Annotated in this window: 17 protein-coding genes; 13 read left to right on the forward strand and 4 right to left on the reverse strand. The window is 65.6% G+C overall.

Annotated features, from left to right (window positions below):
- The first annotated feature begins 42 nt into the window (after positions 1 to 42).
- From I7S92_RS19545 to I7S92_RS19560, 4 genes are read left to right on the forward strand one after another with little or no spacing between them, the layout of a single operon-like run.
- Positions 43 to 909, forward strand: coding sequence for a carbohydrate ABC transporter permease (locus I7S92_RS19545; RefSeq protein WP_197647192.1), 867 nt, complete (start codon positions 43 to 45; stop codon positions 907 to 909).
- Positions 906 to 1,748 carry a carbohydrate ABC transporter permease gene (locus tag I7S92_RS19550; RefSeq protein WP_197647193.1) on the forward strand — a complete coding sequence of 281 codons (843 nt, stop codon included), beginning with the start codon at positions 906 to 908 and terminating at the stop codon, positions 1,746 to 1,748. Before I7S92_RS19545 ends, I7S92_RS19550 begins: the two co-directional genes overlap by 4 nt.
- Positions 1,748 to 2,812: an ABC transporter ATP-binding protein gene (locus tag I7S92_RS19555; protein WP_197647194.1), complete on the forward strand. Its 1,065-nt coding sequence runs from the start codon at positions 1,748 to 1,750 to the stop codon at positions 2,810 to 2,812. The genes I7S92_RS19550 and I7S92_RS19555 overlap by 1 nt, the downstream gene beginning before the upstream one ends.
- Positions 2,805 to 3,869 (forward strand): ABC transporter ATP-binding protein, encoded by a 1,065-nt coding sequence (locus I7S92_RS19560; protein ID WP_197647195.1) that lies wholly within the window; start codon positions 2,805 to 2,807, stop codon positions 3,867 to 3,869. The genes I7S92_RS19555 and I7S92_RS19560 overlap by 8 nt, the downstream gene beginning before the upstream one ends.
- 247 nt (positions 3,870 to 4,116) lie before the next feature.
- Here I7S92_RS19560 and I7S92_RS19565 read toward each other — a convergent pair whose 3' ends face one another.
- The 3 genes from I7S92_RS19565 to I7S92_RS19575 form a co-directional block, all read right to left on the reverse strand.
- On the reverse strand, positions 4,117 to 4,749 hold the full coding sequence (locus I7S92_RS19565) for a tyrosine-type recombinase/integrase (protein WP_151720936.1): 633 nt from the start codon (positions 4,747 to 4,749) through the stop codon (positions 4,117 to 4,119).
- A 177-nt stretch (positions 4,750 to 4,926) separates the two neighbouring features.
- Positions 4,927 to 6,411 (reverse strand): anti-phage deoxyguanosine triphosphatase, encoded by a 1,485-nt coding sequence (locus tag I7S92_RS19570; RefSeq protein ID WP_197647196.1) that lies wholly within the window; start codon positions 6,409 to 6,411, stop codon positions 4,927 to 4,929.
- A 286-nt stretch (positions 6,412 to 6,697) separates the two neighbouring features.
- A complete protein-coding gene (locus tag I7S92_RS19575; protein ID WP_354001350.1) occupies positions 6,698 to 9,544 on the reverse strand; it encodes a DUF3427 domain-containing protein in 2,847 nt (948 codons plus the stop codon).
- 675 nt (positions 9,545 to 10,219) lie between these two features.
- Here I7S92_RS19575 and I7S92_RS19580 point away from each other — a divergent pair.
- A complete protein-coding gene (locus tag I7S92_RS19580; RefSeq protein WP_197647198.1) occupies positions 10,220 to 13,108 on the forward strand; it encodes a hypothetical protein in 2,889 nt (962 codons plus the stop codon).
- Between the two features lie 135 nt (positions 13,109 to 13,243).
- Here I7S92_RS19580 and I7S92_RS19585 read toward each other — a convergent pair whose 3' ends face one another.
- On the reverse strand, positions 13,244 to 14,239 hold the full coding sequence (locus I7S92_RS19585; RefSeq protein ID WP_197647199.1) for a helix-turn-helix transcriptional regulator: 996 nt from the start codon (positions 14,237 to 14,239) through the stop codon (positions 13,244 to 13,246).
- Positions 14,240 to 14,342: 103 nt separating this feature from the next.
- Here I7S92_RS19585 and I7S92_RS19590 point away from each other — a divergent pair, with 103 nt between their 5' ends.
- From I7S92_RS19590 to I7S92_RS19625, 8 genes are all read left to right on the forward strand, one after another.
- The gene (locus I7S92_RS19590) at positions 14,343 to 15,056 is read left to right on the forward strand and encodes a hypothetical protein (protein WP_197647200.1); all 714 of its coding nucleotides are present in this window, start codon (positions 14,343 to 14,345) and stop codon (positions 15,054 to 15,056) included.
- 64 nt (positions 15,057 to 15,120) lie between these two features.
- Complete coding sequence (locus I7S92_RS19595) at positions 15,121 to 16,236, forward strand: metallophosphoesterase family protein (protein WP_197647201.1); 1,116 nt, start codon at positions 15,121 to 15,123, stop codon at positions 16,234 to 16,236.
- Complete coding sequence (locus I7S92_RS19600; RefSeq protein WP_197647202.1) at positions 16,233 to 18,839, forward strand: AAA family ATPase; 2,607 nt, start codon at positions 16,233 to 16,235, stop codon at positions 18,837 to 18,839. The genes I7S92_RS19595 and I7S92_RS19600 overlap by 4 nt, the downstream gene beginning before the upstream one ends.
- Before the next feature lie 179 nt (positions 18,840 to 19,018).
- On the forward strand, positions 19,019 to 20,152 hold the full coding sequence (locus I7S92_RS19605; RefSeq protein WP_197647203.1) for a hypothetical protein: 1,134 nt from the start codon (positions 19,019 to 19,021) through the stop codon (positions 20,150 to 20,152).
- Positions 20,153 to 20,201: 49 nt separating this feature from the next.
- Complete coding sequence (locus I7S92_RS19610) at positions 20,202 to 22,937, forward strand: DEAD/DEAH box helicase (RefSeq protein WP_197647204.1); 2,736 nt, start codon at positions 20,202 to 20,204, stop codon at positions 22,935 to 22,937.
- A 606-nt stretch (positions 22,938 to 23,543) separates the two neighbouring features.
- Positions 23,544 to 23,945 carry a glycine zipper family protein gene (locus I7S92_RS19615; protein WP_197647205.1) on the forward strand — a complete coding sequence of 134 codons (402 nt, stop codon included), beginning with the start codon at positions 23,544 to 23,546 and terminating at the stop codon, positions 23,943 to 23,945.
- A gap of 174 nt (positions 23,946 to 24,119) precedes the next feature.
- Positions 24,120 to 24,266 (forward strand): hypothetical protein, encoded by a 147-nt coding sequence (locus I7S92_RS19620; RefSeq protein ID WP_197647206.1) that lies wholly within the window; start codon positions 24,120 to 24,122, stop codon positions 24,264 to 24,266.
- A gap of 234 nt (positions 24,267 to 24,500) precedes the next feature.
- A complete protein-coding gene (locus tag I7S92_RS19625) occupies positions 24,501 to 25,241 on the forward strand; it encodes a hypothetical protein (RefSeq protein ID WP_197647207.1) in 741 nt (246 codons plus the stop codon).
- Positions 25,242 to 25,330: the final 89 nt, after the last annotated feature.

Consider the following 25,330-nt stretch of genomic DNA (forward strand, 5'->3'; position numbering starts at 1 on the left):
GGGCCGCGGCAGTGCGGCCCCCCTTTCCCTGAGGGTGACCCCATGTACCGCCAGAAATACATCTTCCTGCTGCCCGGGCTTCTGGTCCTCGTGGCGATCATCCTCTTTCCGCTGCTCTTCACGATCCGCGTCAGCTTTTCGTCCTGGGATGTTTACAACCCGGGCCTGAACTGGATCGGCGGCGAGAACTATGCGCGGCTCTGGGAAGACGCCCGCTACTGGGAGGCGCTGACACGCCTTTCCGTCCTCACGGTGGGCACCGTACTACTGCAATACACGCTGGGCTTCGCGCTCGCCCTGCTGGTCTGGCGCGACATCATCGCCCGCCGCTTCTTCCGCGTCCTCTTCCTCGTCCCGATGATGACGACGCCCGTGGTCATGTCGGTGATTTGGCGAACCATCTTCCACGAAAGCCTCGGCCCCCTGAACCCGATCCTCGACGCCATCGGCATCGGTGCGCAGCCCTGGCTTTCGCAGGCAGGGCACGCCTTCGCCGCCGTGATGATCGTCGAAGTCTGGCAATGGACGCCCTTCATGTTCCTGCTGCTGCTCGCGGGCCTTCTGTCCCTGCCCAACGAACCCTTCCTTGCCGCAAGGATCGACGGCGCGGGGCCGATCCGCACCTTCCTGTCCGTGACCTTCCCGATGATGGGCGCGATCTCGGTCGGTGCCATCCTGATCCGGCTGATCGAGGCGTCGAAACTGATGGAGACGGTCTATGTCCTGACCTCGGGCGGACCCGGCACTTCGACCGAAACGACCAGCTACTACATCTACATCCGCGGGATGCGCGACTTCCAGATCGGCTACTCGGCCTCGCTCTCGCTCACCTACCTGATCGTCATGAGCGTGGCACTCACGCTGATCGCCAAGGCGCTGATCCGCCTGATGGTGAAGGACCGGACATGAGAACCCTCTACCTCGCCCTCAAATACCTTGCCGTCCTCTTGTGGTCGGCCTTCGTGATCTTCCCCTTCCTGTGGATGATCTCGACCAGCTTCAAGACCGCCAATGCCGTGACCGGCGGGGCGAAATGGCTGCCCTGGCTGCAGTTCGAGCCGTCCCTGTCGGGCTGGCAGTCGCTCTTCGGCGGGGTGGGCGGGATCAACATACTGAAGCCTTACGCCAATTCCGCCATCGTCACGCTGTCGGGCTCGGCCATCGCGCTCGTCCTCGGGACGCTGGCGGCTTATGGCCTGTCTCGCTTCACCTTCAAGGCGGGCCCGTTGAAGAACGGGGACATCACCTTCTTCTTCATCAGCCAGCGCATCATGCCACCCATCGTCCTCGCGATCCCCTTCTTCCTGATGCTGCGCTTCCTCGGCCTTCTGGACACGCTGCCGGGCCTCATCCTCATCTATGTAGCGATGCTGATGCCCATCGCGGTCTGGGTCATGGTGGACTTCTTCAACTCCGTCCCCCGCGGGCTGGACGAGATGGCCTGGATGGACGGCTGCACGCCCGTCACCACCTTCCTGCGGGTGATCCTGCCCAATGCCCTGCCCGGCCTTGTCGTCGCGGCCATGTTCTGCCTGATCTTCGGCTGGAACGACTTCTTCTTCGCCTTCACCATGACCTTCACCGAAGTGCAGCTCCTGCCCGTGTCGATCGTGGCCCTCAACTCCTCCGTCACGCCGTGGTGGTCGCTGTCCGCCGCAGCCATCGTCTCGGTCGCGCCGCTGGCCGTGCTGGCCTTCGTGGTGGAACGGTTCCTTTCTCGCGGCGGTCTTGCCGGGGCGGTGCGCTGATGCTCGAACTTTCCAACCTCACATTGGCCGAAGGCCGCGTGGCGCATCTCGACGATGTGACCGTCAGCTTCCGCAAGGGCCGACTGACCACGCTTCTGGGCCGTACGGGCGCAGGCAAGACCACGCTGATGCGGGCAATCGCCGGTCTGGCCGAACCCGACCGCGGCAGGATTGCGCTGGACGGCAAGGACTGGTCGCGCCTTGCCCCGTGGCAGCGCCCCGTCGCGATGGTGACGCAGCAGTTCATCAACTACCCGCACCTGTCGGTCCTCGACAACGTGGCCTTCCCGCTGGTCCGCCGCAAGGTACCGCAAGACAAGGCGCACGAGGCCGCCCGCGACATGCTGGGGCGCGTCGGCCTCGGCACCATGATCGACCGCCGCCCGAGCCAGCTTTCGGGGGGCCAGCAGCAGCGCGTCGCCATCGCCCGCGCCCTGGTCAAGAAGGCTCCTGTCGTCCTTCTGGACGAACCCTTCGTGAACCTTGACTACAAGCTGCGCGAGGGACTGCGCGAGGAACTGGTCGATCTTCTGAAGGCCGAACGCGAAACCATCGTCATCTACGCCTCCACCGACCCGCGCGAGGCGTTGCAGATGGGCGACGACGTCATCCTGATGGCCGAAGGCCGCGCCATCCAGTCCGGGGAGCCGCAGAACGTCTATGCCCGTCCCGGCACCACCCGCGCCGCAGAGGTGGTCAGCGACCCGCCCATCAACCTGATCGGGATGGAGGTGTCGGGCGGCCAGTTGCGGCTGGACCGTCTGGCCGATCTGCCCGCCCATGCGCTTGGGCGCGACCTGCCTGCCGGGCGCTACACGCTGGGCCTGCGCGCCCATTCGATCCGGCAGGGGGGCGATCTCTCAGCCCGCGTGTCGCTGACCGAGGTGTCGGGGTCGGAAACCGTAACACATCTGCAGGCCGCCGGTCAGGCGCTGGTCATGCTGGAACGCACTGTGACGAACCACGCCCTCGGCACCACCATCACCCTGTCGCTCGATCTGGGCGAGGCGCTCGTCTTCGGCGCGCAGGGCCGGCTGATCGAGAAGGAACCGGTCCATGGCTGAGATCATCCTCGAAAACCTCGCCCATGCCTACGCACCCGGCGCGCCCTACGCGCTCAAGCCACTGCACATGACATGGCGCAACGGCGGCACCTATGCGCTGCTCGGCCCGTCGGGCTGCGGCAAGTCGACCATGCTCAACATCATCTCGGGACTCCTGTGCCCGTCCGAGGGGCGCGTCCTCTTTGACGGGCAGGATGTGACAGCGCTCGACACCGGCAAGCGCAACATCGCGCAGGTCTTCCAGGTGCCGGTCATCTACAAGTCGATGACGGTGGGCGAAAACCTCGGCTTTCCGCTGGTCTGCCGCGGGGCGTCGCCGCAGAAAATCAAGGCGCGGGTGGAAACCGTGGCCGAACGGCTGGGCCTGACCCAGTGGCTGAAGCGTCCGGCTAATGCATTGACGGCAGACATGAAGCAGCTCGTCTCCCTCGGCCGCGGATTGGTGCGCGAGGATGTTGCAGCAATCCTCCTGGATGAACCGCTGACGGTGATCGACCCGCAACTGAAATTCGACCTGCGCCGCATCCTCAAAGAGATCAACGAGGAATTCCGCGTCACCATGGTCCTCGTGACCCATGACCAGACAGAGGCGCTGACCTTTGCCGAAGAGATTGTGGTGATGAATCATGGCGAGGTCGTCCAGATGGGCAGCCCGACGGAACTGTTCGAACGGCCCGCCACAGAACATGTCGGCTGGTTCATCGGATCCCCCGCGATGAACTTCCTGCCCGCAGTGCGCGATTCAGACAGGATTGTCGTGCCGGGTACGGCCCTGTCGGTCACGGTCCCCGCCGCCCTTCCCGACGGCGAACTCAAGATCGGGTTCCGACCTGAACATGCGACGCTGGCACCTTCGGGTGGGGATCTGGAGGGAACGGTCGGCAGGATCTGGTTCGAAGGCATGGATGAAGTGGTCGGGATCGATCAGGGCGCGCATCGCGTAAAGGTGCGTGTCAGCGGCACCAGCCCCGCCCGTATGGGCGCAACGGTCGCGGTCAGCGTGCCGGGCGACCGTCTTTGTGTCTTTGTCGACGGAAAGCGACTGCCGTCGGACTAGCCGAAGAACATAGGTCGACCTGACGGCACGATGTAGGACGTTTAACTTCGAGCGGCCGGCAGGCTTTCGTCGAAGTGGTAATCCATCGCATTCGTGACGAGGTTCAACTTGGCACGACACCGAGCATAGAAGCATTCTCGTTAGAATGCTTTAAGGGCACGTTCTAAGGGCACGTTTTTTGCGGCGTGTTCGGCTCGATCGTCCGCTAAGGGCCGACCGACGCAAGCTGTGCCGGTCGGCGGGATGTCTACAGGTCTATCCCCTCTGACAGGGACAACGCATCCTCGATGTCGACGCCGAGGTAGCGCACCGTGCTGTCCATCTTGGTGTGGCCCAGCAGTAGCTGGACTGCACGCAGGTTGCCGGTCTTCTTGTATATCTGCGCGACTTTGGTGCGTCGCATGGAATGCGTGCCGTAGGCGCTCGGTTCGAGGCCCAGCGACATCACCCAACCTCGGACGATCCGCGCATACTGTCGCGTGGACAGGTGCGGGCTGCCATGGATCCGGCTGGGCCACAGGAAATCGAGTCCAATCATTTCAGGGTCGCGGATCCAACGATCGAGCGACAGCCGGGTAGTTTCAGTGATCTCAAAGCGGACCGGCTTGCCGGTCTTACTCTGGATCATTGAGGCACGTTCCTTGACCCGTCCAGCGGCAAACACGTCCCGGACCCGCAGCGCGACGAGGTCGCATCCGCGAAGCTTGCTGTCTACGGCCATGTTGAACAGCGCGAGGTCGCGCTGGTTGTCGGCCATTTCGAGGCGGACCCGGATGGACCAGACATGCCGCGGCAAGAGCGGGCGCTTCTGACCAATGATGCGGCCCTTGTTCCAGGCGACGCGAGCAGGACGAAGGGCGGGGAGAAGATCGTTGGGCATGAGTATACCTCCAGTCCACCGGGCCCACCCTTCTTCGGTCATGCCGACCACCTCAAGATACCACGTCTCGGACCGGGAGTGGGAGCGTCGGGCGGGAAGCGGCCGTTGAACCCTTCGAGTCAATCTCTGCATGACGGATCTGGCATCTGCGTGTGCGTCGGTGGGTTGGGTTATCACTTACAACTTGTCAAAAACTGAGCCAACACGCGGCGCGAACAGTTGTTGGTAGCGCCTCGTCGCATATTCGTCCGTCATGCCAGCGATGTAATCGCAGATCACGCGAGGCGTCGGGATATCTCCACCTCCCTGCCGCGTAAGTGCATAATCGCGCGTATCAAGCAGGCGCTTTGGGTCTGTCGCAAAGGCTTCGAAAAGCTCAGTGACGATCTTCTGACCCTTGAATTCTAGTTGCTGGACCTGTGTTGTCTTGACCACCAACTCCGCAACCATCGTCTTGAGAATTCCCAGCGCCTTCTCGTGATCAACTGGAAGAACGGCTTTCCACCGGAAAATTGGCTCTTTGAAAACAGGCAGGCTGCGCGCTTTCGTGTGGTCATCCAATTCTAGGCGGGCAGCGTCGACGAAGAAGCCAACAAGACTAGAAATCTCAGTCTTTCGTTCATGCGACTTGGTAGAAAAAAGCGCCTTGATCATCTTGGACAACTGCCCTCCGTGCCTCACCGATAGGTAGGGTGCCAGAAGTTCCTTGCGCTTGACACTGGTCTTGGCGTCTTCTTGCTCTAGCCAAGCGCTGAATGCCTTCTCATCGATTAGATGCAGCCCGATTGCGTCCTCGAGGTCATGGACGCCATAAGCAATATCATCTGCAAGCTCCATGATGGATGTGTCGACTGACATGAATTTGGGCTTTGGGTGTTTCTTCCCCGGGTCGTCATCATAGACTCTACTAAGTTGAGCCCAATCATCCTCGAGACCTTGCCGCACCCAACCCATGACGACATCATCATGTTCGTCGTCCAGATAGCATTTCGGCGGTTTGAAATGTTCCGCCACGAAGATGGAGTTTCTTGGAACGCGCGTTAGAAAGGGTTTCCCCTTCATCTCGACCTCGGACGTTTCCGGCCGTCCGCCCAGACCCCGAATCGACCAATTGACTGCATCTGAAAAGCGCGCGGGATATTTGATTGTTCCCAGAACCGTCCTTTTCGTTAGATTCATGCCGCCATTTTCGTGATAGCGGTCGAGCTTCGTGATTATGCGAAGTGTCTGTCCATTGCCTTCAAACCCGCCGTAAGGCAGCATGCAACGGTTGAGTGCAACCTCACCGCCATGCCCGAAAGGTGGGTGTCCAATGTCATGGGCCAAGCAGATACTGGACATGAGCATCGGATCAGGAAGGATAGCCAACTTTGCATCCAGCAGGTGCATCTCTTCGCTGTTGACCATCCCGCTCTGCTTGCGTTTTTCGGCCTCACGGTAGAGCTTCTTGGTGATCGAGACGCCGATCTGGCTAACCTCCAGCGTGTGTGTCAACCGGGTGCGGTAAAAGTCGCCGTCGCCAACACCAAGCACCTGGGTCTTGGCCTGAAGGCGTCGGAAGGAGGCCGAGTGAACGATGCGGGCGTAGTCCCGCTCATAGTCGGTGCGATAGTCGCCCGGTCTGTCCGGATACCGCCGTGCTGTCCAATTCACAGACATCATTAACCTTTTGAAAGCTGATACTTGTCGAAATTGATTGTATGAACGATCCGGAAGGCTCGCCAAGAGGAAAAGACAGTGTAGTGAAGGACCGTCCGATCTGCTTGTCGTCGATCCGTGCCTCATGCCTGCCATCGGGGAACCCGTCCGACTGACTTCCCGTCTGAACGCAATCCAGCGGACTGGACTTACACTCCGCTTGAAAAAACTGCGCGATCTCCGACCCCAGTGTGGTTGAATGCTACTCTACCGACAACGACCGGCGGCTACGGGCCGTTCACGTTCCCCCTCACCCCGCGATCCCCAACCCCGGGCGCAGGTGTTCCGGCACCGGGACTGGCAGGCGCCATGTCACCGTGATCGGACCCTCGCCCTCCCAGCCCTCGAACACGGGTCGACCACAGTAGAGGAAAGGCGCTGCTTTCCCGTTCCGCAGCTTGCCGTTCCGGACGAAGAGGTGAACGCGGGCCTTGTCGTCTGCCCCCGAGAGCATGCGGCCGATCTGGCTGTCGCGGCGGGTCTGGGTCTGGCTTTGCCACTGCATCCGGTCGGGGCCGAGGAAATGGTCCTCGTAATGGCTGCCCGCGGTCAGCCCGCCCTTCTTCAGGGTGGTCAGGAGGATCAGGGTGTTGTTCAGCCGGACGATCCCGGCGTTCCAGTTCCCGGGGCTAAACCGCGCACCGAAAAGGGGCGGGATCTCTTCGCGCAGGTATTCGCGCCACAGGTCCGGTCCGGAAGTAGTGAAGGGCACAGGGGCCTCGGCCGCCTGTTGTCCGGGCTGTGTCGCGAGCCGCCAGTCGGCCAGTTCGGCCAGCATCGCGGCAGCCTTTCCGTCCGGATCGGGCCGGGTCAGGCGGAGGCGGACGCCCTCGACCGAGAGGAGCGGTTCGAAGGCCCAGAAGGTGCGCCCCTCCTCGGGCGTCGGCGTACCGTCACGCAAGTGGCGCAGCGCCTCCAGCGCGGGCGGGCTGAGGGACCGGTCCCGCTCCACCCGCCGCAGCAGGTCGGCGACCGTAACCAGCGCCCGGCCATCCACCGGATCGCCCATGTCGCGGACGAAGTCGAACCAGCCCCCATGCCCGGTGCGCGCGGGGTCAAAGCCCATGGCCGCCACCTCGGCCGCGCAGGGGCGGCGCCCGTGGCGCAGGCGGAAGTCGCGGTATTGCGCCTCCAGATCCTCCATCCCGGACTTCGGGCGCAGCAGATCGCGCAGGATCTCGACCACTCTCAGGTCGTAGGTCACCGAACAGCCCGGCGGCAGGGCCATCTGCCCGGCGACAGCCTGTTCCAGCCGCAGGGCCAGCGACCGGTCACCCGGGCCGGCATTCAGCAGCGCGCGCAGTTTCGTCAGGAACACCCGGTGGTTCCCGATGTAGTCGATGACGCGCAGCACCTTGCCCTCGACCCGGCGCAGGCCGCGGCCCAGCTGTTGCAGCCACAGGATCACGCTTTCCGTCGGGCGGAGCATCATCACCGTGCCGATGGCGGGCACGTCCACGCCTTCGTTGAACATGTCGACGGCAAAGAGGATGTCGATCTCGCCCCGACCCAGCTGGTCCAGCGAGGTGGCCCGCGGGGCCGAGCCGGGTCCGGAATGCACCGCAACGGCACGAAGGCCCCGGTCACGGAAGAAGGCGGCCATGAACTCCGCGTGCCGGACCGAACAGCAAAAGCCGATCGCCGGGCCGTCGCGGTGGCGATGGAACTGGTCCAGCGCGTTTTGTGCACGCCCCTCGGTCGCGAGCGCCGCCTCCAGCGCCTCGGGGTCGAACTGGGTGGAGCGCCACGGGATCTGCGCGTAATCCACCTCGTCCGGCACGCCCATGTAGCGGAAGGGCGAGAGAAGCCCGGCCTCGATCCCGTCGAAGAGGTCGCAGTGATAGACGAGGTTGTCGCCGCACAGAGCCAGCAGGTCGGCCCCGTCCGACCGGTCCGGCGTCGCGGTCAGCCCCAGCAGGAAGCGCGGGGTAAAGTGGTCGAGCAGCCCGCGATAACTGGCGGCGCTGGCGTGGTGGAACTCATCGACGACAATGTAGTCGAAGGCGTCCGGTGCGAAGCGGCGCAGGTGGCCGACCCGGCCGATGGTCTGGATCGACGCGAAGAGGATGTCGGCGCCTTCGTCCTTCTCCGCGCCGTCAAACCGGCCGAACCGGGCCTCGGGTCGGATCCGGCGGAAGGCGGCCATCGCCTGAGTCAGGATCTCGTCCCGGTGCGCCACGAACAGGACCCGGGCGAAGGCGCGGCTGTCAAAGGCGGCGAGCCAGGTCTTGCCGAGGCCGGTTGCCAGCACGACCAGCCCGGCTCGGCGCCCGGCGGCGCGTGTGGCGGTCAGCGCCGCCAGCGCGGCGCGCTGGATCGCGTGGGGTTCGGGCGGCGGGGCAGGGGGCTCGTCCGCGACGATCTTCTGCGCCAGATCGGTCAGGGGCGCGCCCTGCCGCCTGGCGGCATAAGCGGCGATCCAGTCCGGGGTCAGCGGGCAGGTCCGGGGATGGGTCCAGAGATCTTCGAACGCGCGCGCCACCATATCGGCGGCTCCCTCGGCATGCAGGTTCCATTCGACCCCGCTGGTCAGCGCGGTTCGGGACAGGTTCGAGCTGCCGACAATCGCCGCGCCCTGCCGGTCGGCCGCCCGGAACAGCCAGGCCTTGGGGTGGAAACTCCCCGAACCGGCTTCGAAGACGCGGACCTGTGCGCCGTCCAGGTCCGCCAGCCGATGGAGCGCGGCGGGTTCGGTCACGTCCATGTAATCGCCGACCACGACCCGGAGCCACCCGCCCCGGTCGAGCAGGTCCCGTAACCAGGGCATGATTACTTGCACGCCCGAGTCCATCGCGAAGGCCACGGCCAGATCGACGCTCTCGGCGCCATCGATGCCTTGCGCGATCAATGGCAACAAGGGATCGGTCCCCCCGGTGGTCAAGCGCAGGGCCTGCGCGCCGCCCGGTCGCAGGTGGAAATGCCCGTGGTCCGCGGCCACCGTGAACCCCGCCGCCCCGGCGGCCAAGGCTTCACCCAGCCGGGCCAGCAGTGTGAACTGCTCGGCTGCCGTCAGATCAGCCCAGGCCGCCACATGCCGCGGCGCGGCCAGCGGGCCGGGAGCGCGACAGATCGGGCAATCAGGGCATGGGTCGGACACGGGGCCTCCGGGAAAGTCCCGCCAGGCTAAGCGTTTCCGGGGACATGTCCAGGAGGGCCGGGTGACAATTGCCGGGTCCTGCATGGCAAACCGCCCCTATCCGGTCCGGGCAGAACGTCAGCCAGGACCGGATCGGGCGGCGCGGCGGCAAACCTGACCAACACGACGAGGATGATGTTCTGGTGAAGGAAGCAGGGACAGCCTATCGGAGCGTCAGGGCGGCGCAATGGGGAAGGTGACCGGGGTACAGGTGACGGACCCCGGGATGACGATGGGCGGGTGCGGAGGATGGCCGGGTCGGCCAGCCTCTGCGCCCGCGTCGGCAGCCCGGCACGCGGCAGAGGTGATCCGGGGGATCAGCCGACGCGCGTTCCGGCAAGCAAAAGGCCCACCGGACCCGCTGAAAAAGAACAGGAAAAACAAATCAAGAAACGGGGTGTGAGGGTCCAGCAAGCTGCTGGTCGCAGCGATCGATCGGCCTCCGGGCCGGTCGACTCGCGAGAAGGGGTCGAGGGGGTATCCCCCTCGCGAACGGGTTTTTGTGATGTCGGGGGCCCCCCGACAGCGCAAAAACGTTAGTGAGTAACAGACCGGACATTCCCACGGATTTTTCGCTGCGGTTTTTCACGCCCCTCGCGGAGGCTTGGACCAGCGAAATCTGCCCGGAACCTGATCATGTCCATCCACGCCCATTTTGACAAGGCCGATCGTATCGAGCGGCTTGATGAGGCCCCGATTGTCCTCCGGTTCGAGCCGATGTTCCCGCGTGATCTGAAACGCCGGGAGATGCACGGGAACCGGCGCGGGGGGGATCTCACCCATATCCGCGCGCATCTGTCCCATCTCAACTGGCAGGAGATCGGCGGACCGGATTGGATCGACAGACTGAACGCACGCATTGCGCAAGCGGCTCAGGAGAACCTCCAGGAGGAGATTGACGCGAGGACGCGCAAGGGGCGCCACAAGGAGGCGCGAGAGGTCAGCCGTCGTGGCCTGGTCGATCCATGGAAATATACCCGGCTCGGCCCGCTTCGCGAAGGCGTCCTTACCGTCAACAAGCGGTGGCTGGGGGGTACGGGGTTGGAGGAGTGGGACCTGCGCCGTGTCTTCGATTTTCTCGATAGCGCCATGGACTTCCTGACCGAGAACTTTCCCGGTGATCAGTTGTTGGAAGTGCATGCCGATGTCGACGAGGAAGCCTTCCATCTGCACTTCGTGGCCGGCGTCTGGGTTGAAAAGGTCAGCGAAAACAGGGGACGCCAGCGCCTTCTTCAGCCCTCGGCCAACCCGCTGATCGCGCGCTATGAGCATGCGCAGGACGTCGCTGGGGAGGCGTTTCTGGCTCTCGGGATTCATCGCGGGGAACGTCGGGCCGAAGCTGTCCGGCAGGCGCTTGCCGCAGGACTGGAAGTGCCTGAACCGCGTCGGCATATCCCGCCGTCTGAATGGCGCCGGGAACAGCGGCGGCTCGCACTGGAGGACCGGGACCGGATCCGGGAAGCAGCCCGGGCCGAGGCTGCGGCCACCGTCGCGGATGGCGTGGCGCTGGCGAAGTCCGCGGTGAAGAAGTCCCGCAAGCGGTCTATCGCCGAGGCGAAGGCCCGGAAGGCGGAGACCGATCGGGAGGTCGCCGCCGCTGAACGTGACCGGGCCCGCGCGGAAGCGCAGGCCGAGGTTGCGCGACGCGCGAGCCTGGAGGCCGAGGCGGCCCGGAAGGAGGCGGATCGGCAGGCTGAAGCGGCGAGGGAGGAGGCCGCCCGGGTCGCGCAGGCCGCGCAGGACAGGGCCGGGGTGATTGTTGCCGATGCGACGGCGCTCGCGACCGTGACAGTGCGGAAATCGCGCAAGCGCGCCATCGCCGAGGCCCGGGCCCGGCGCGCCGAAGCGGACCGGGCGGTTGCCGCCGCGGAACGCGCGCGGGCCGATGCCGAGGCATCGGCCGCGGTCGCCCACGCAGCCCGGGAAGCGGCCGACGACGCCCGTCGCGAGGCGGATCGGCAGGCTGAAGCGGCGCGCGCGCAGTCCGTCCGGATCATAGGCTCCGCCAACGACCGCGCCGGCGTGATCCTCTCCGACGCGAAACTGCTAGGGACCAAGGCTCTCAAAAAGGCGCGCAAGCGCGCCGCCCGGGAAACCCAGGCCCAGCACGACGAGGTCCGGCGCATGAAGGCAAAGACCGCCATCGAATTGCGCCGCGGTCAGCTGGCTGCGGCTTTTGTCCGGGGGCGGACCTTCCGTCTCCAGGAACGGGCGAACAGCCTCAGCCGCGACATCGAGACGAAGGCCAAGATCTGGGCGGAGCGGGAACGCCAGCACCGGGAGGCGGAGCTGCGGCTGGCCCGGATCGAACAGGAGCGTACGGCAGCGGAGGCTGCGATCCCGCAGGCGCAAGATGCCGCCGCCGGGATCCTTGCGACGGCTGAGGCGCGGGTCGAAGAGGCCCGGCAGGCTCTGGCGAAGGCCGATGCGGACCGGATCGAAGCCGAAGGACTTGTCTCGGCGGCCCGGGAAAAGGCCTCTCGGATCACAGAGGCCGCGGAGGACCGGGCCGGGGTGATCGTCGCAGACGCGACGGCGCTCGCGACCGTGACGGTGCGGAAATCGCGCAAGCGCGCCATCGCGGAGGCCCGGACCCGGCGGGCTGAAACGGACCGGGCGGCTGCCGTTGCCGAACGCGAGCGGGAGGCCGCGGAGACACGGGCTGAACAAGCCCGGCAGGCGCAGGCGCGGGCCGAGGCCGAACGCGAAGCGGCCGAGGAGGCTGCGGTGGCGGCGCGGGCAGAAGCCGCCCGTATCCAGCAGGCGGCCGAAGCAGCGGCGGACCGGATCCGGACCGAGGCGGTTGCGGCCGCCGAAGCGGAGCAGGCGCGGGCCGATGCCGCGCGTCGGGCCCGGGACGAGGCTGAGGCCGCCCGCCTCGCGGCGGATCAGGCGGCTGCTGAAGCGACCCGCAAGGCCGCAGTGGAACGGACCGAGGCCGCACGGGCGTTGGACCGGGCCAAGGTGGTCACGGTCGGGCTTGCCGCGCTGACCGAGGAAATCGCCGCCGGGACCCTGCGTTTGCGGGAAGACGGGCGCGTGACCGCCCGTGCGCCCGACCTTCTGCGCCCGGCCTACCCCGAAATCGCCCCCGCCGTGCGGGCTGCCGCGACCGTCGCGGAACGGACCCGCGCGGCGCGGCGCGAGGCAGAGGACGTCTCCCGGGCGATGGACGACGCCCAAAAGAAGGCGATGGACGAGATTGCACGCGCCCGGGTCGTGGCGAAATCCGAGATCGATAGGGAGCGCGACGCCGCTCGGACCGAAGTCGAAACCGAGCGGCAGGCGATGACGACGGAACTGCAAACGAAGCGCGGGGAGGTCGAACAACAGTCGGCCGAACTTGAGAGACGCCTGACCCGCGTTGGCTGGCTGCTGAACATGCTAGAGCGCCTCTGGCCAAAATTTGTGCGCTGGTTGTCGCATCCTGACCTTCCCGCAGCGATCAAGGAGGAGGGGATCGGCATCGCCGCCGCGGCGGTCAGCGTGTTGGGGGCCTTGCGGCAGGACGATCCGGATCCGTGACGCCTGTTGCGCCAAGTTGAAGGTGACGGATCGTCCCGCATCTGGGCGCGGGGGGCAGGGTGTGCCGACTGTGGTCCTTATGTGACGAGGGTGATCAACCTTTGATGAAGGGTGCCGCTGGTCCGGATTCGCCAGTTACGGCAGCGCCGGGAAATCGCCGCGCCGGTGCCGGTCGACCATGGCGCGCAGGGGTTCCGGGGCCAGCACCTCCACCGCGTCGCCCCACATGTAAAGATGCCAGGCCATTTCCAGATGGCCCGAGGCGGTGAATCGGACGGTCAGGCTGCCGTCTGCCTCCTCGGTCATCTCCTGCGTCGGGTGGAACAGGAAGTCGCGCGCGGTGGCGGCAGCGGCGGGGGAGAAGCGCCAGACAACCTCGCCGTATTCGGCGTCCGTGTGGAAACTGCCGAAGGCGCGGGCCGCGTGGGTGGACAGGTCGAACGCCGGGTCGCGGGCGAAGCTGTCGGCTTCCAGCCGGGCCGAGGTGATCCGGTCCAGCCGGTAATGCTGCATCCGCCCGTCCCCGCCCGCCTCGCGCGCGACCAGATACCGGCGGGTGCCGAGGAGCAGGCCATGCGGTTCCAGCCGCCGCGCGCGGTCGGGGTCGCGGCCCCCGGCATAGACGACCGTCAGCACATGCGGCCCCTTCAGCGCCGCGCCGATCACCCCCATCAGGTCCGGCCCGATCCGCACCCGCGGGCCGGGGCGCGAGGCGAAACCGTGCGCTTCCAGCACCGCTTCGGCATCGGCTTCGGCCCGGCGGGCGTGCGGCCCCGGCATCGCCGCCAAGAGCCGGTCGCGCAGGCCGGACAGGGCGCGCACCTCGGTCGCCAGCCCCTCGCGCTCGGCCCGGCGGATCGCAAGTTCCAGCGCCGCCAGTTCGCTGTCGCGGATGCCCTGGGCCAGCATCAGCCGGGCGTCATCGGCGCGCAGTTTCCAGAACTTGCGCCGCTCGTCATCCACCCGCGTGATGCAATGGGGGAACATCTCCTCCAGCGCTTTCGTCATCCGCTGCGCGGTGCGGCGGTCGACGCCGAACTCCTCCTCGATCTCGGTCAAGGACACGCCCAGATAGCGGGCGGTCGCGAGTTCCGCGAGGCGCAGGAGGTCGGCGGCTTTCTGGAAGGACATCGCAGCACCCTGTCAGGATTTGCCACCCTTATGCCCCAGATTGAGGGTGTTGACGATTCCTTTACCACGATTCCGCCCCCACCCCATTCAACAGGAGACCCCGATGCAGATGAACCACGCCGCCTTCGCCCGTTCGCCCGCCCTTCGCGTCTCGCTCAAAAGGGGCCTTGCGCGGCAGGCCATCGCGATCGCAGACCGCGACGCGGCCGACATGCCGGGCCTCATTCGCATGGCGGCAGGCCTGCGCCCCAACGCCAAGGCGGTGGAACGCCTTGCGCTCAGGTTGAAGGGCCGCCCCGGTGTGGTGCGCGTGGCGATGGCGCCCGGCGGCAAGGCGCTGAGCTTCATCACCCGCGCCGTGCGCGCGGTCGAGGCGCGGGTCGAAGGCGCGACCGTGTTCCACGAAACCGGCCTCATCTATCTGCGCGCCCGGGTCGGGATGGTGGGCCCGGGCCTCGGCTTCCAGTTGTCCGCCGTCAGCTTCTGCGCCCATGCGCTGGAGCGGCTGGTGGAACGGTCCGACATCGACCTTCAGACTGCATTGCTGCCGCAGGTCGATGCCGAGGCGCGGGCGATCTTCCGCGGCCGGGACCGTGCGGCCAGGATCGAGGAGGCGGGCGATGAATACTATCCCGCCGAAACACCCGGCCTCTGGGCCGGGGGGCATGACGAGATGGCGCTGGACCCGGACTGGGGCCTGTCCAACGGCTGCGGGCGCCTGCCGGTCTTCTCCGCCCGTACCTTCCTCTCCGAGGCCGAGATGCGCCCGACCGTCTGGCTGCGCTGGAAGGGTGATCCCGCCTGCCGGATGGCATGAGGCAAGGGGTTGATCGGGCGGGATTTCCCGGCAAGGTTGGTGAAAAGGCAAAGGCAGGTCAGGCATGAACGCATTCCGGTTTCTCCATTCTTCCGACCTGCATCTGGGCCGCGCCTTCGGCGGTTATCCCGAAGGCATCCGGCACAGGTTGCGCGAGGCGCGGCACGGGGCGATTGCGCGGCTGGCGCAGGCCGCGCGGGCGGGCGGGGCCGGGGTGGTGCTGCTGGCGGGCGATACGTTCGACGCCGAAACCCCCGCGCCCGAGACGCTGCGGCAGGCCCTGCGCGCCATGGGCGAGGAAGGCGATCTGACCTGGGTCCTGTTGCCCGGCAACCATGACAGCCTTGCCGCATCCGAACTCTGGCGGCGCATCGCACAGGACGCGCCCGCGAACCTGCGCGCGATCACGTCCGACGCGCCGGTGGAACTCGCCCCCGGCCACTGGCTGCTGCCCGCGCCTTGCACCCAGCGCCGCCCCGGCCGCGACCTGACCGAGGCGATGTCGGCCCCCACGCCCGAAGGCGCGCGGCGGATCGGGCTTGGCCACGGCGCGATCACCGATTTTTCCGGCGAGGAAGGGGCGACCGGCATCATCCCGCCGGATCGGGCGGCGCGGTCGGGCCTCGATTACCTGGCCCTTGGCGATTGGCACGGGCAGATGCAGGTGACGCCCGCCACGTGGTATTCCGGCACGCCGGAACCCGACGGATTCAAGCATGACGCGCCGGGCCGTGTGCTGCTGGTCACGCTGGACGGCCCCGCGCAGGTGACGCCGGTGGAAACGGCCCAATTCCGCTGGATGCGCCCGGCGCTGGACCTGCTGCCGGGCGAGGATGTGGCCGCGCGCCTGGCCGCCGCCCTGCCTGTGGCGCGCGCTCGGGATCATCTGGTGCGGCTGACGGTCACGGGGCGCCTGCCGCTGGCCGACCGCGCCGCGCTGGAGGCGCTGCTTGACGCCCGCGCCCCCGACTTCGGGTGGTTCGAGGCGGACCTCGCGGCACTGGCGGTCGAGGCGCTGCCCGAAGACCTGGACCAGATCGACCGGGCGGGCGCTCTGCGTCAGGCGGCCCAGGTGCTGCTGGCCGAGGCCGGGGATGCCGCCCTCAGCCAGGCGGACCGCGAGACGGCTCAGGCAGCCCTTGCGCGGCTTTACGCGCTCACGCAGGAGGTGCGAGCATGAGGCTGCGGGCGATCGAAATGACCAACGTCCGTCGCTTCGCGGGCCAGCGCGCGCGGCTCTCCGGCATCGGCGACGGCATCACCGTGCTGTCCGAACCCAACGAATTCGGCAAATCGACCTTCTTCGATGCGATCCATGCGGTGTTCTTTGAAAAGCACGGCAGCAAGAACGCCGCCATCAAGGCGCTGCAACCCCATGCCGGCGGCGCGCCTGAGGTGGCGGTGGAGGTGGACCTGCCCGAAGGCCGTTTCCGCATCACCAAACGCTGGATGAGCAAGGCACAGGCGCAGGTTCATGACGCCACCGGCCACCTGATCCGTCAGGCGGACGAGGCGGAGGCCTGGATCGACGGCCTGATGGGCGGGGGCCTGTCCGGACCATCGGGCCTTCTGTGGGTGCGGCAGGGGGTGCTGGGGCTCGAGTCCGAGGAGAAGAAAGACCGCGAGCGCGACCTCTCGACCCGGCGCGACCTCATGTCCTCGGTCGCGGGCGAGATCGACATGATGACCGGCGGGCGGCGCATGGATGCGGTGATCGACCGTGTGGCCGACGCGCTCGCGCGGCTTGCGACCACGACCGGCCGCCCCAAGGCCGGGGGCGAATGGGCGCGCGCGGTCGATGAGGCGGCGGCGCTGGCGGCCGAGGAGGCGGCGCTGCGCCCGCGGGCCTTGCGGCTTTCGGGCGATCTGGCCCGGCGGACCGAGGTGAACCGCACGCTGAACCTCCTGACTGACGCTGCCGACGCCGCGACCCGCGCGCAGGCGCTGACGGATGCGCAGGCCGCGCATCAGGCGGCACTTGCCCATCAGGCCGAGGTCAGCAAGGCCGAGACTGCCCTGCGGCTTGCCCGGCTGGATGCTGACCGCGCCGGGCAGGAGATCGCCGCGGCGGAAACCCTGGCCGCCCGCGTCGCCGCCGCGCAGACCGCGCTGGCCAAGGCGGAAAGCGCCGCCGCTGCCGCCCGGGCCCGCGCCGATGACCTGGGTCAGCGCGACCGCGCGGCAACCGAGGCCGCTGAGGCGCTTGCGCACCAGACCCGCGACCTGCGGACCCGGTTGCAGGCCGCGACCAGGGCCGAGACCGCGCAGGCCGCAAAGGCACAGGCCGTGGACCTGCAACGCCGCCTTGACCGCGCGACCGGGTTGCAGGCGACGCTCGACCAGGCCCGCGCGCAGCGGGCGCGCATCAGCGTGACCGCCCGGATGATCGAGGCCGCCGACAAGGCGCAATCCGCGCTCGACCTTGCCCGCGCCCGGGCTGAGGCGCAGGCGGTGACCATTGAGGCCCGTCCCGACGGCGCCCCCGCCCTCCTGAACGGCGCGGCCCTGCCCGGTGGCCCGGTGCCGATCCTTGCCGCCGCCGACCTGACGCTGCCGGGCTTTGGCACCCTGCGGATCGACCCCGGCGCCGCGCGCAGTTCCGATGCGATTGCCCAGGCCGAACAGGCGCTTGCGCGGTTGCTGGCCGAGGCAGGCGTGGACGACCTGCCCGCCGCCCGCGCGCAATGGGCCGAGGCGCAGCGGCTGGAGGCCGAGGCGAAACAGGCCGCCGCCCTTCTGGCCGAGGTCGCGCCCGAGGGGCTGGATGCGCTCCGCACCGCGCTTGCGCGCGCCGAAACGCTGGCCGCCGACGCCCCCGAGGCGACCGAGGATGCCGCCAGCGTGACGGTGGAGCTGGCGCAGGCCGAGGCCGCCGAACAGTCCGCCCGCGCCGCGGCCAAGGCCGCGCATGACCTGTCGGTTCAGGCGGGCGAGGCGCGCGCGGCGGCGGAGGCCAACCGGGCAAGCGCCGACCGGCACCTGGCGGCGGCCCTGTCCGAGGCAGGCGATCCGGCCGCCCTTGCCGCCCGCATCGCCAAGCTGAAGGCCCGCGCGCCCGCCCTGTCCGAGGCTGCCACAAAGGCCGAGGCCGCCCTTGCCGCCCTGCGCGCCGCAGCCCCCGACCTGGCCACGGCCGAGGCCCGGCTGACCCGCGCGAAAGGCGCCGTCGATCAGGCGCGTCTGGCCGAACAGAAGGCGCGCGAGGATCTGGCGAGCCTCAATGCCACGATCCTGGCGCTGGCCGAGGAGGGGATCGAGGAACGCCTTGCCACAATCGCCGGTGACCGCGCCGAGGCCGAGGCCCGCGCCGCCCGCTATGAGGCCGAGGTGCGCGCCCTGACCCGGCTGAGGCGTGCGCTGGACGAGGCCCGCACAAAGGCGCGCGACGCCTATTTCGGCCCCGTGCTGCGCGAGCTTCAGCCGCTGCTGGCAATCCTGCATCCGGGCGCGCAGCTGACGATCGACGACGCCAGCCTCCTGCCCGCAACGCTGACCCGCAACGGGCAGGCCGAGGCGCTGGAGATCCTGTCCGGTGGCACCCGCGAACAGGTGGCCATCCTGACCCGCCTAGCCTTCGCCCGCCTCTTCGCCACCTCGGGCCGACCGGTTCCGGTGATCCTCGACGATGCGTTGGTCCATTCCGACGACGACCGGATCGAGGCGATGTTCGACGCCCTCCACCGCACCGCGCGGGATCAGCAGATCCTCGTCCTCACCTGCCGCCAAAGGGCCTTTGCCGCCTTGGGCGGCGAGAGGGGCGAGGTCCGGGTGGAAGGTGTGTAAGGTGGTTATTACTCAAAAGACAGCCATAGGAGCAAGTTCGTTTGAAGGGCGCCTCAAGAGAAACAGTGTGATAACGAAAAATGTCAGCGTGCATAATGGCTTAGATGCTACTTCAAGCCAGAATTATTTGGCAAGTGTTTGGTTTTTGTACATTTCGGGTTTTGGAAGGTGGGACCGCTATGTCGATCCATGAAGAAAAGGTTCACGCTGATCTTGAGATTTTCGACGATGATCTGCCAGCGGTTGCCACCAAAGCGTTAGACCGCGGCGGTACATTAGCGCCTGCAAAGACCACCTCAGTCTCGCTGGCCGCGGAACCTGTGGTAGAAGCGATTTCCAACGAAACGGAAAATGACCTCATATCTGATACGGCCGCAAATGATGTCTCTGTACATTTAGGTTCCGCCGCGACACATGGCACTAACCTCAAATGGGGGCCGGAACTAACCAGAGTTGGCCAAATCACACCGCCCGACGATGATCGCGCAAACCTGATCATTGAAGACGAGATTGAACTTGGTCTTCCATCGATGGGCGTCTTTAGCTTTGGCGCTGGTGCTGGGCAGGACGATACGACTGAGGAATTCATCGTCGACGATGAGACTCCGGAGCCAGAAGTCTCTGTCCCCCTCGACCTCCTTCGCATTCACGTCAAGGCAGCCCGTCTGGTGGCGATGCTACCCCGCTCCCAACAAATGCAGAGGATCTACACGCGCAAGCTGGTCTCTGTTTTGTCGGCTTTCCCTCATCACTCAAGCGTATTGGCGATCGAAAGGATGCTGTCGCGCGGGACGACTGTGGAGTTCATCGAGGACTGCGCGGCGATCAAATCCTATTGGGCCGAAAGCCCCCACCTTTGGCTCTCCCTGAACCTCAAATCCCGTCTGTCCACCTATCGCTTCACGGTCCAGATCAGCCAAAACCTGCGGAATTTGAGCTGGACCACGGCTGAATACATTCTGAACGCCCACCCTCTGACCGATGCCCTTGCCCTGATCGAGACCGATTGGGTCGAAGACTGGCGCAAACTGCACAAGGGTCAGGACGGCCGGCTAGAGGCGGAGGCGCTTTCCTATCCGACCTTCCTGCGCAATCGCCCCGCCGCGTTCCGCATGGTTGACCCCAATGACTGGCCGTACGAGGAGCCGTCGGACACCGTGGCACCCGACCGCATGGAACGCTACGACCGCAACGGCAACCTGCTCTGGCGCTTTGACCGCCACGCCGTAAGCGCCCCCAGTCCGTCCAGGGCGCTCAGCACCTGCTACAAGCCCCCCTATTCATCTGAAGGATCTATAAGCTTTGAAAGTTAAGCCCGTCATCGGCGCAAAAGTCACCCACGATGGCAGGAGAGCCGTTGTGATGTGCTATAGTCCAACTGATCATGAAACCTGCGAGATCCGCTTCGCGAACGCAGAGCGGAAATGGCTCAACGTCAAGACCCTGGTGCCTAACTATGTCGCAGGCGATCATGTCCGACATGTGGGTTCCAAGGCGTTGAAAGGCCGCGGTACGGGGATGGTGCTCTCCACGCGGGATGTTATCGGCTTCCACCAGGTTCTCGTCCAGTTTTTCGACAGCGGCGAGAGCCACTGGATGGACTGGCGGCTTCTCGGGCAGGCTAATTCAGCTGAAACCCGGATCACGTATCGCGCGATCGGCAAGTACGGGAATGCCGCGGAGCGGATGCGGATGCGGACCTTGGCAAAGGCCCTCTCGATCTGGGACGCCAATACCGGGGCCTTCGGTCGCCTTGATATCGACCCCCTGCCGCACCAGCTCGACGTTGCACGCAAGGTTGTGACCTCGCCCCAAGCGCGGTGGCTGATTGCCGATGACGTGGGTCTGGGTAAGACGATCGAGGTCGGCCTGATTCTGCACGCCCTCACGATGCGCAACCGCTGTCGGCGGACCCTGATCGTCTGCCCCTCGTCCTTGACCAAACAATGGAAGGACGAAATGCGGGTGAAGTTTAACCGTAGCTTCGAGATATATAATCGTGACTTCAAACCAGAATTTGCCTCCGAGGTCCGGGCGCGGGAGAACATCATTATCTCCCTCGATCTCGCAAAGCGCCCCGAGCACAAGGAGATGCTTTTGGGGGGCGGCCCCTTTGACGTGATCGTCTTTGACGAAGCGCATCGGCTTGGCGTGGACGAAGGTGGTACGCGAACCGAGCGGTTCAATTTGGCGGAAGCCCTGAACACGACCTGCCACGCTTTTCTCATGCTGACGGCAACCCCGCACCAGGGCAAAACCCGGCGTTTCCGGGCGCTTTTGGAGCTAACACGGCCGGATCTGGTCGGTGAACTCGCGCATCTTGAGGCGGACCCATCCATCGTTCGGGAGGTAATCATCCGGAACCGCAAGAGCATGGTGACCGATGCCCAAGGGAAGCTGATTTTCAAGGGCCATGACACCCTGCGGTACACGATCACCCCCTCCCCAGAAATGGCGGCCATGGACGCAGAGTTGCAGGCCTATCTTCGGGAAGGCTACCGCACTGGGTCACAGATGGAAAATCGCTCCCTTGGTGCGGCGATTGGCTTTGTAATGGCGACCTATCGCAAACTGGCCTCCTCCTCGCTCGCGGCGATCGAAATTGCCCTCCACCGCCGTCTGGCCCGTCTGGCACAAATGGAGAGCGAGAAAGCCGCACGGATGCGGGTCGTCATGCCCTTGGAAGAAGACTTGGAAGAAGACGCAGAAAACCTTGCGGAGATCGATATGCCGCGCCACCTCGGAGCCTTTTTCTCCGACGAGGCGGAGCGGGTTCAGAAGATTCTGAACCTGATCACCAAGGCCAAACCGCATGACACCAAAATGCAGACCTTCCTCACCACCATTGCCGATCATGTGATCCAGCGTGGGGAAAACCTGCTGATCTTCACGGAATATCGGGCCACCCAGGACTATCTGATCTCTCGTTTGCAAGACCGCTTCCCCGAAATCGGCTGCGACAGGATCAACGGCGGCTTATCGCTCGATGAGAAGGTTGCGGCGGTCAAGCGGTTCAATGATGGCAAAACACGGGTTCTGGTCTCGACAGAGGCAGGCGGCGAAGGTCTCAACCTTCAGGAAACCTGTCATGTCATGGTAAATTATGACCTGCCCTGGAACCCCTCGCGACTCGTCCAGAGGATAGGCCGCCTCTATCGTTACGGGCAGAAGAAGCGGGTGCAGGTGATAAACCTGCACAACAACGATGGCTTCGACAATTCGGCACTCGCTCTGATGCTCGACCGCGTGACAACCATTGCCCATCAACTTGCCGCGGTGCGCAGTCAATCCCCGGACGTTCTGGCCTCGGAAATCCTTGGCGATCTGGTGGCGAACATCGACATGGAAACCATCCTCGAACGCGCCGCGAATATGACGCCGACTCAAACGGAAGCGGAGATCGAGGTAGCCATCCAAAGGGCCCAGGAAAGCCTGAAGGACGAGGAAGACATCCTCGCGTTCGCATCCAGCTCCGGCACACGGGTGTCCGGCGGCTTTGACTCCCGGCATATGGCCGCCCTTCTTATGGGGATGGCGCCCTTTGCAGGGTTCCGCGTCGAGAAAGTCACGAAGGACCAGCAAACCTTCGACATTGAATTAGACGAAGATCAGGTCGGTCGCTGGCCGGAGTTCCGCCGTCGCCGCAACATCCGCATGAGCTTCGATCACAAGTTGGCCGAGCGCAATGCAGAGGTGGTGCCGATCGACTTGGAAAGCACCTTCATGCGCCACCTTGTCGATCTGGCCCAAGACCGCGACGCCTTCGACGGTGTTTACGGCGAAGCGGCAAAGATCAAAGGCTGGGAGGACGGCGACATTCTGACGACCCATCAAGTGCGCTGGCAGTCTCTCTCCGGGGACATTCTGGAAGAGGATCTGATCCCGGTGCGTATGACGGGGGTCGCAGTGAAGGAGATGCCGCGGGATGTCTTTGCGGAATTGCTCCTATCCCCCTTCAGGACGAGCGGGGCCGAAGGCGGCAAGGACGATCGCGTCCCGGTATTGACCCAAGAGTTTTCCAAGATTCTCGCGAAGAAGGCAGATGGAGAGCGGATGCCAAGCTCAGTCACGACCTTTACAGCTCTTCGGTGGTCGTAAGCATGCCGAGCCAAAGGCGCAGGTACAGGCGAATCGCACAGCGCGTATTCTGCAAAAAACAGGAGGATCAGTGGCTTAGTCAGATAATCGCTCGAAATGCTACGCATCGCCTGCTGCGCGGTGCGGCGGTCGACCCCGAATTCCGCCTCGATCTCCGCCAGCGACACGCCCTGATAGCGGGCGGTGGCCAGTTCCGCGAGGCGCAAGAGGTCGGCGGCCTTCTGGAAGGACATGGGCGCCTCGCAGTCCATGTGACAGGTTTTGCCACCCTTATGCCCCATGTTGGGGATGTTGGCGATTCCCTAATGGCGCCGATCCCCCCGATCCGGGACAACAGGAGACCACGGATGCAGAGAAATCACGGTTTTCTGACCTTCCCGGGCCCAGAGCAGACCAATCAAGCGTCCCCGCTTCGCTGGAAGATCACCGCAGCTGATTTCCGTCGGCGCCGGCCCACCTCACACATTCCTCCTGCGCCGTAACTCACCCGTTCGGATCTCCCCCCCCGCACGCGATGTTCTGGCCCACGGCAGGACACGCCGCTTCACCTGGAAGGACCCTCCATTGAAACCCATTTCAAAGTTAAGCTTCGGCGGTTTCGTGGTCATGCTGGCGCTCACCGGCTGCGCCGAAATCGAACCCCTTACTGATTACCGCCCTGTGGTCGATCCGTCGCGGACCAACCAGGCACGCTTCGAACGCGATCTGGAGGCCTGCCGCGCCATCGCCGTGCAGGTCGAGGCGGATTACCGCCAGCGGCAGGAAGAACAGATGGCTGCGAATATCATGGCCGGACTGATCGTGGGCGCGATCACCGGGGCTGTCGTCGGCAGCGGCAGCGGCTACCAGGGAGAACTGGCCGCCTATGGCGCAGCCAGCGGTATGGCTGCGGGGGCCGCAGCCACCGATTACACGCATGATCTGGTGACTTTCGGGCCGCGGCGCATCGTCGATCGCTGCATGACCGAACGTGGCCACGTGGTCCTGAATGATCCGGGGCGTGGCTGAGATAGGACGGTGCCCCGTTTGAGAGCGTGCAGCACCGTGCCAACCGCCGTCGGCGCGTCGGCGCTTGCGGACCCCGCCAACCCGGCCTTTGACCAGCGCGTCGCGGGTGCCGCGCGGGAACGACAACCAACGGGCATGAGGTTTGCCCACCCACTTCCGGAGAAGGATCGGGATATGGAATTCATCATCGCAGGTGCGATCGTCTTTGGCGTGATCGGTCTGTTCGTGGATGGCGCGCGGGGCGCGATCTGGGGTGTCGTGCTGGGCCCCATCGGGCTGATCATCGCGGCCATCCTGAAGACGAAAGGCCGGCAGGGGTGATCGTGAGAGAATCCAGCTGCGGGACGATGTTGGTGGGTCACGGCATCGTGCTCCGCCAGGCTTGAGGCCTTTCTATGCTCATGAAGACATGACGGTCACGCGCCAAAGAGATCCTGAGGGCTGCGGTTTGTCCCGGAGCCGCGAATATCCTATGACAGGATTTGCCACCCCCATGCTCCAGATTTGGGAGGCGACGATTCCTTTACCACGATTCGCACCAAAGGGAGCCGACCGATGCAGATGAACCACGCCGCCTTCGCCCGTTCGCCCGCCCTTCGCGTCTCGCTCAAAAGGGGCCTTGCGCGGCAGGCCATCGCGACCGTAGACCGCGACGCGCCTGACATGCCGGGCCTCATTCGCATCGCGGCAGGCCTGCGCCCGAACGCCAAGGCGGTGAAACGCCTTGCGCCCAGGTTGAGGGCCCGCCCCGGTGTGGTGCGCGTGGCGATGGCACCGGGCGGCAAGGCGCTGACCTTCATCACCCGCGCCGTGCGCGCGGTCGAAGCGCGGGTCGAGGGCGCCACCGTCTTCCACGAAACCGGCCTGATCTATCTGAGCGCCCGGGTGGGGATGGTGGGGCCGGGCCTCGGCTTCCAGCTGTCCGCCGTCAGCTTCTGCACCCATGCGCTGGAGTGGTTGGTGGAACGGTCCGACGTTCCCCTGCACACCCCGCTTCTGCCGCAGGTCGATGCCGAAGCGCAGACGATCTTCCGCGGCTGGGACCGCGCCGCCCGGATCATCGACGCGGGCGACGAATACTATCCTGCCGAAACGCCCGGCCTCTGGGCCGACGGGCATGACGAGATGGCGCCGGACCCGGACTGGGGCCTGTGCGGCACCCGGCCGCTGCCGGTCTTTTCCGCCCGCACCTTCCTGTCCGAGGCCGAGATGCGCCCGACGGTCTGGCTGCGCTTGAAGGATGACCCGGCCTGGCAGCTAGGCTCCAGACCCATTGATTTCGGGCGGTTCGCGTGATTCAGGCCTCGCAAGGAGACCTGACCGATGAGCAACCTCTACTGGCTGTCCGAGGCGCAAATGGAGCGCCTGAAGCCATTCTTTCCGAA

Origin of the sequence: Tabrizicola soli (assembly GCF_015999335.1) — a bacterium.
Taxonomy (GTDB): Bacteria; Pseudomonadota; Alphaproteobacteria; order Rhodobacterales; family Rhodobacteraceae; genus Tabrizicola; species Tabrizicola soli.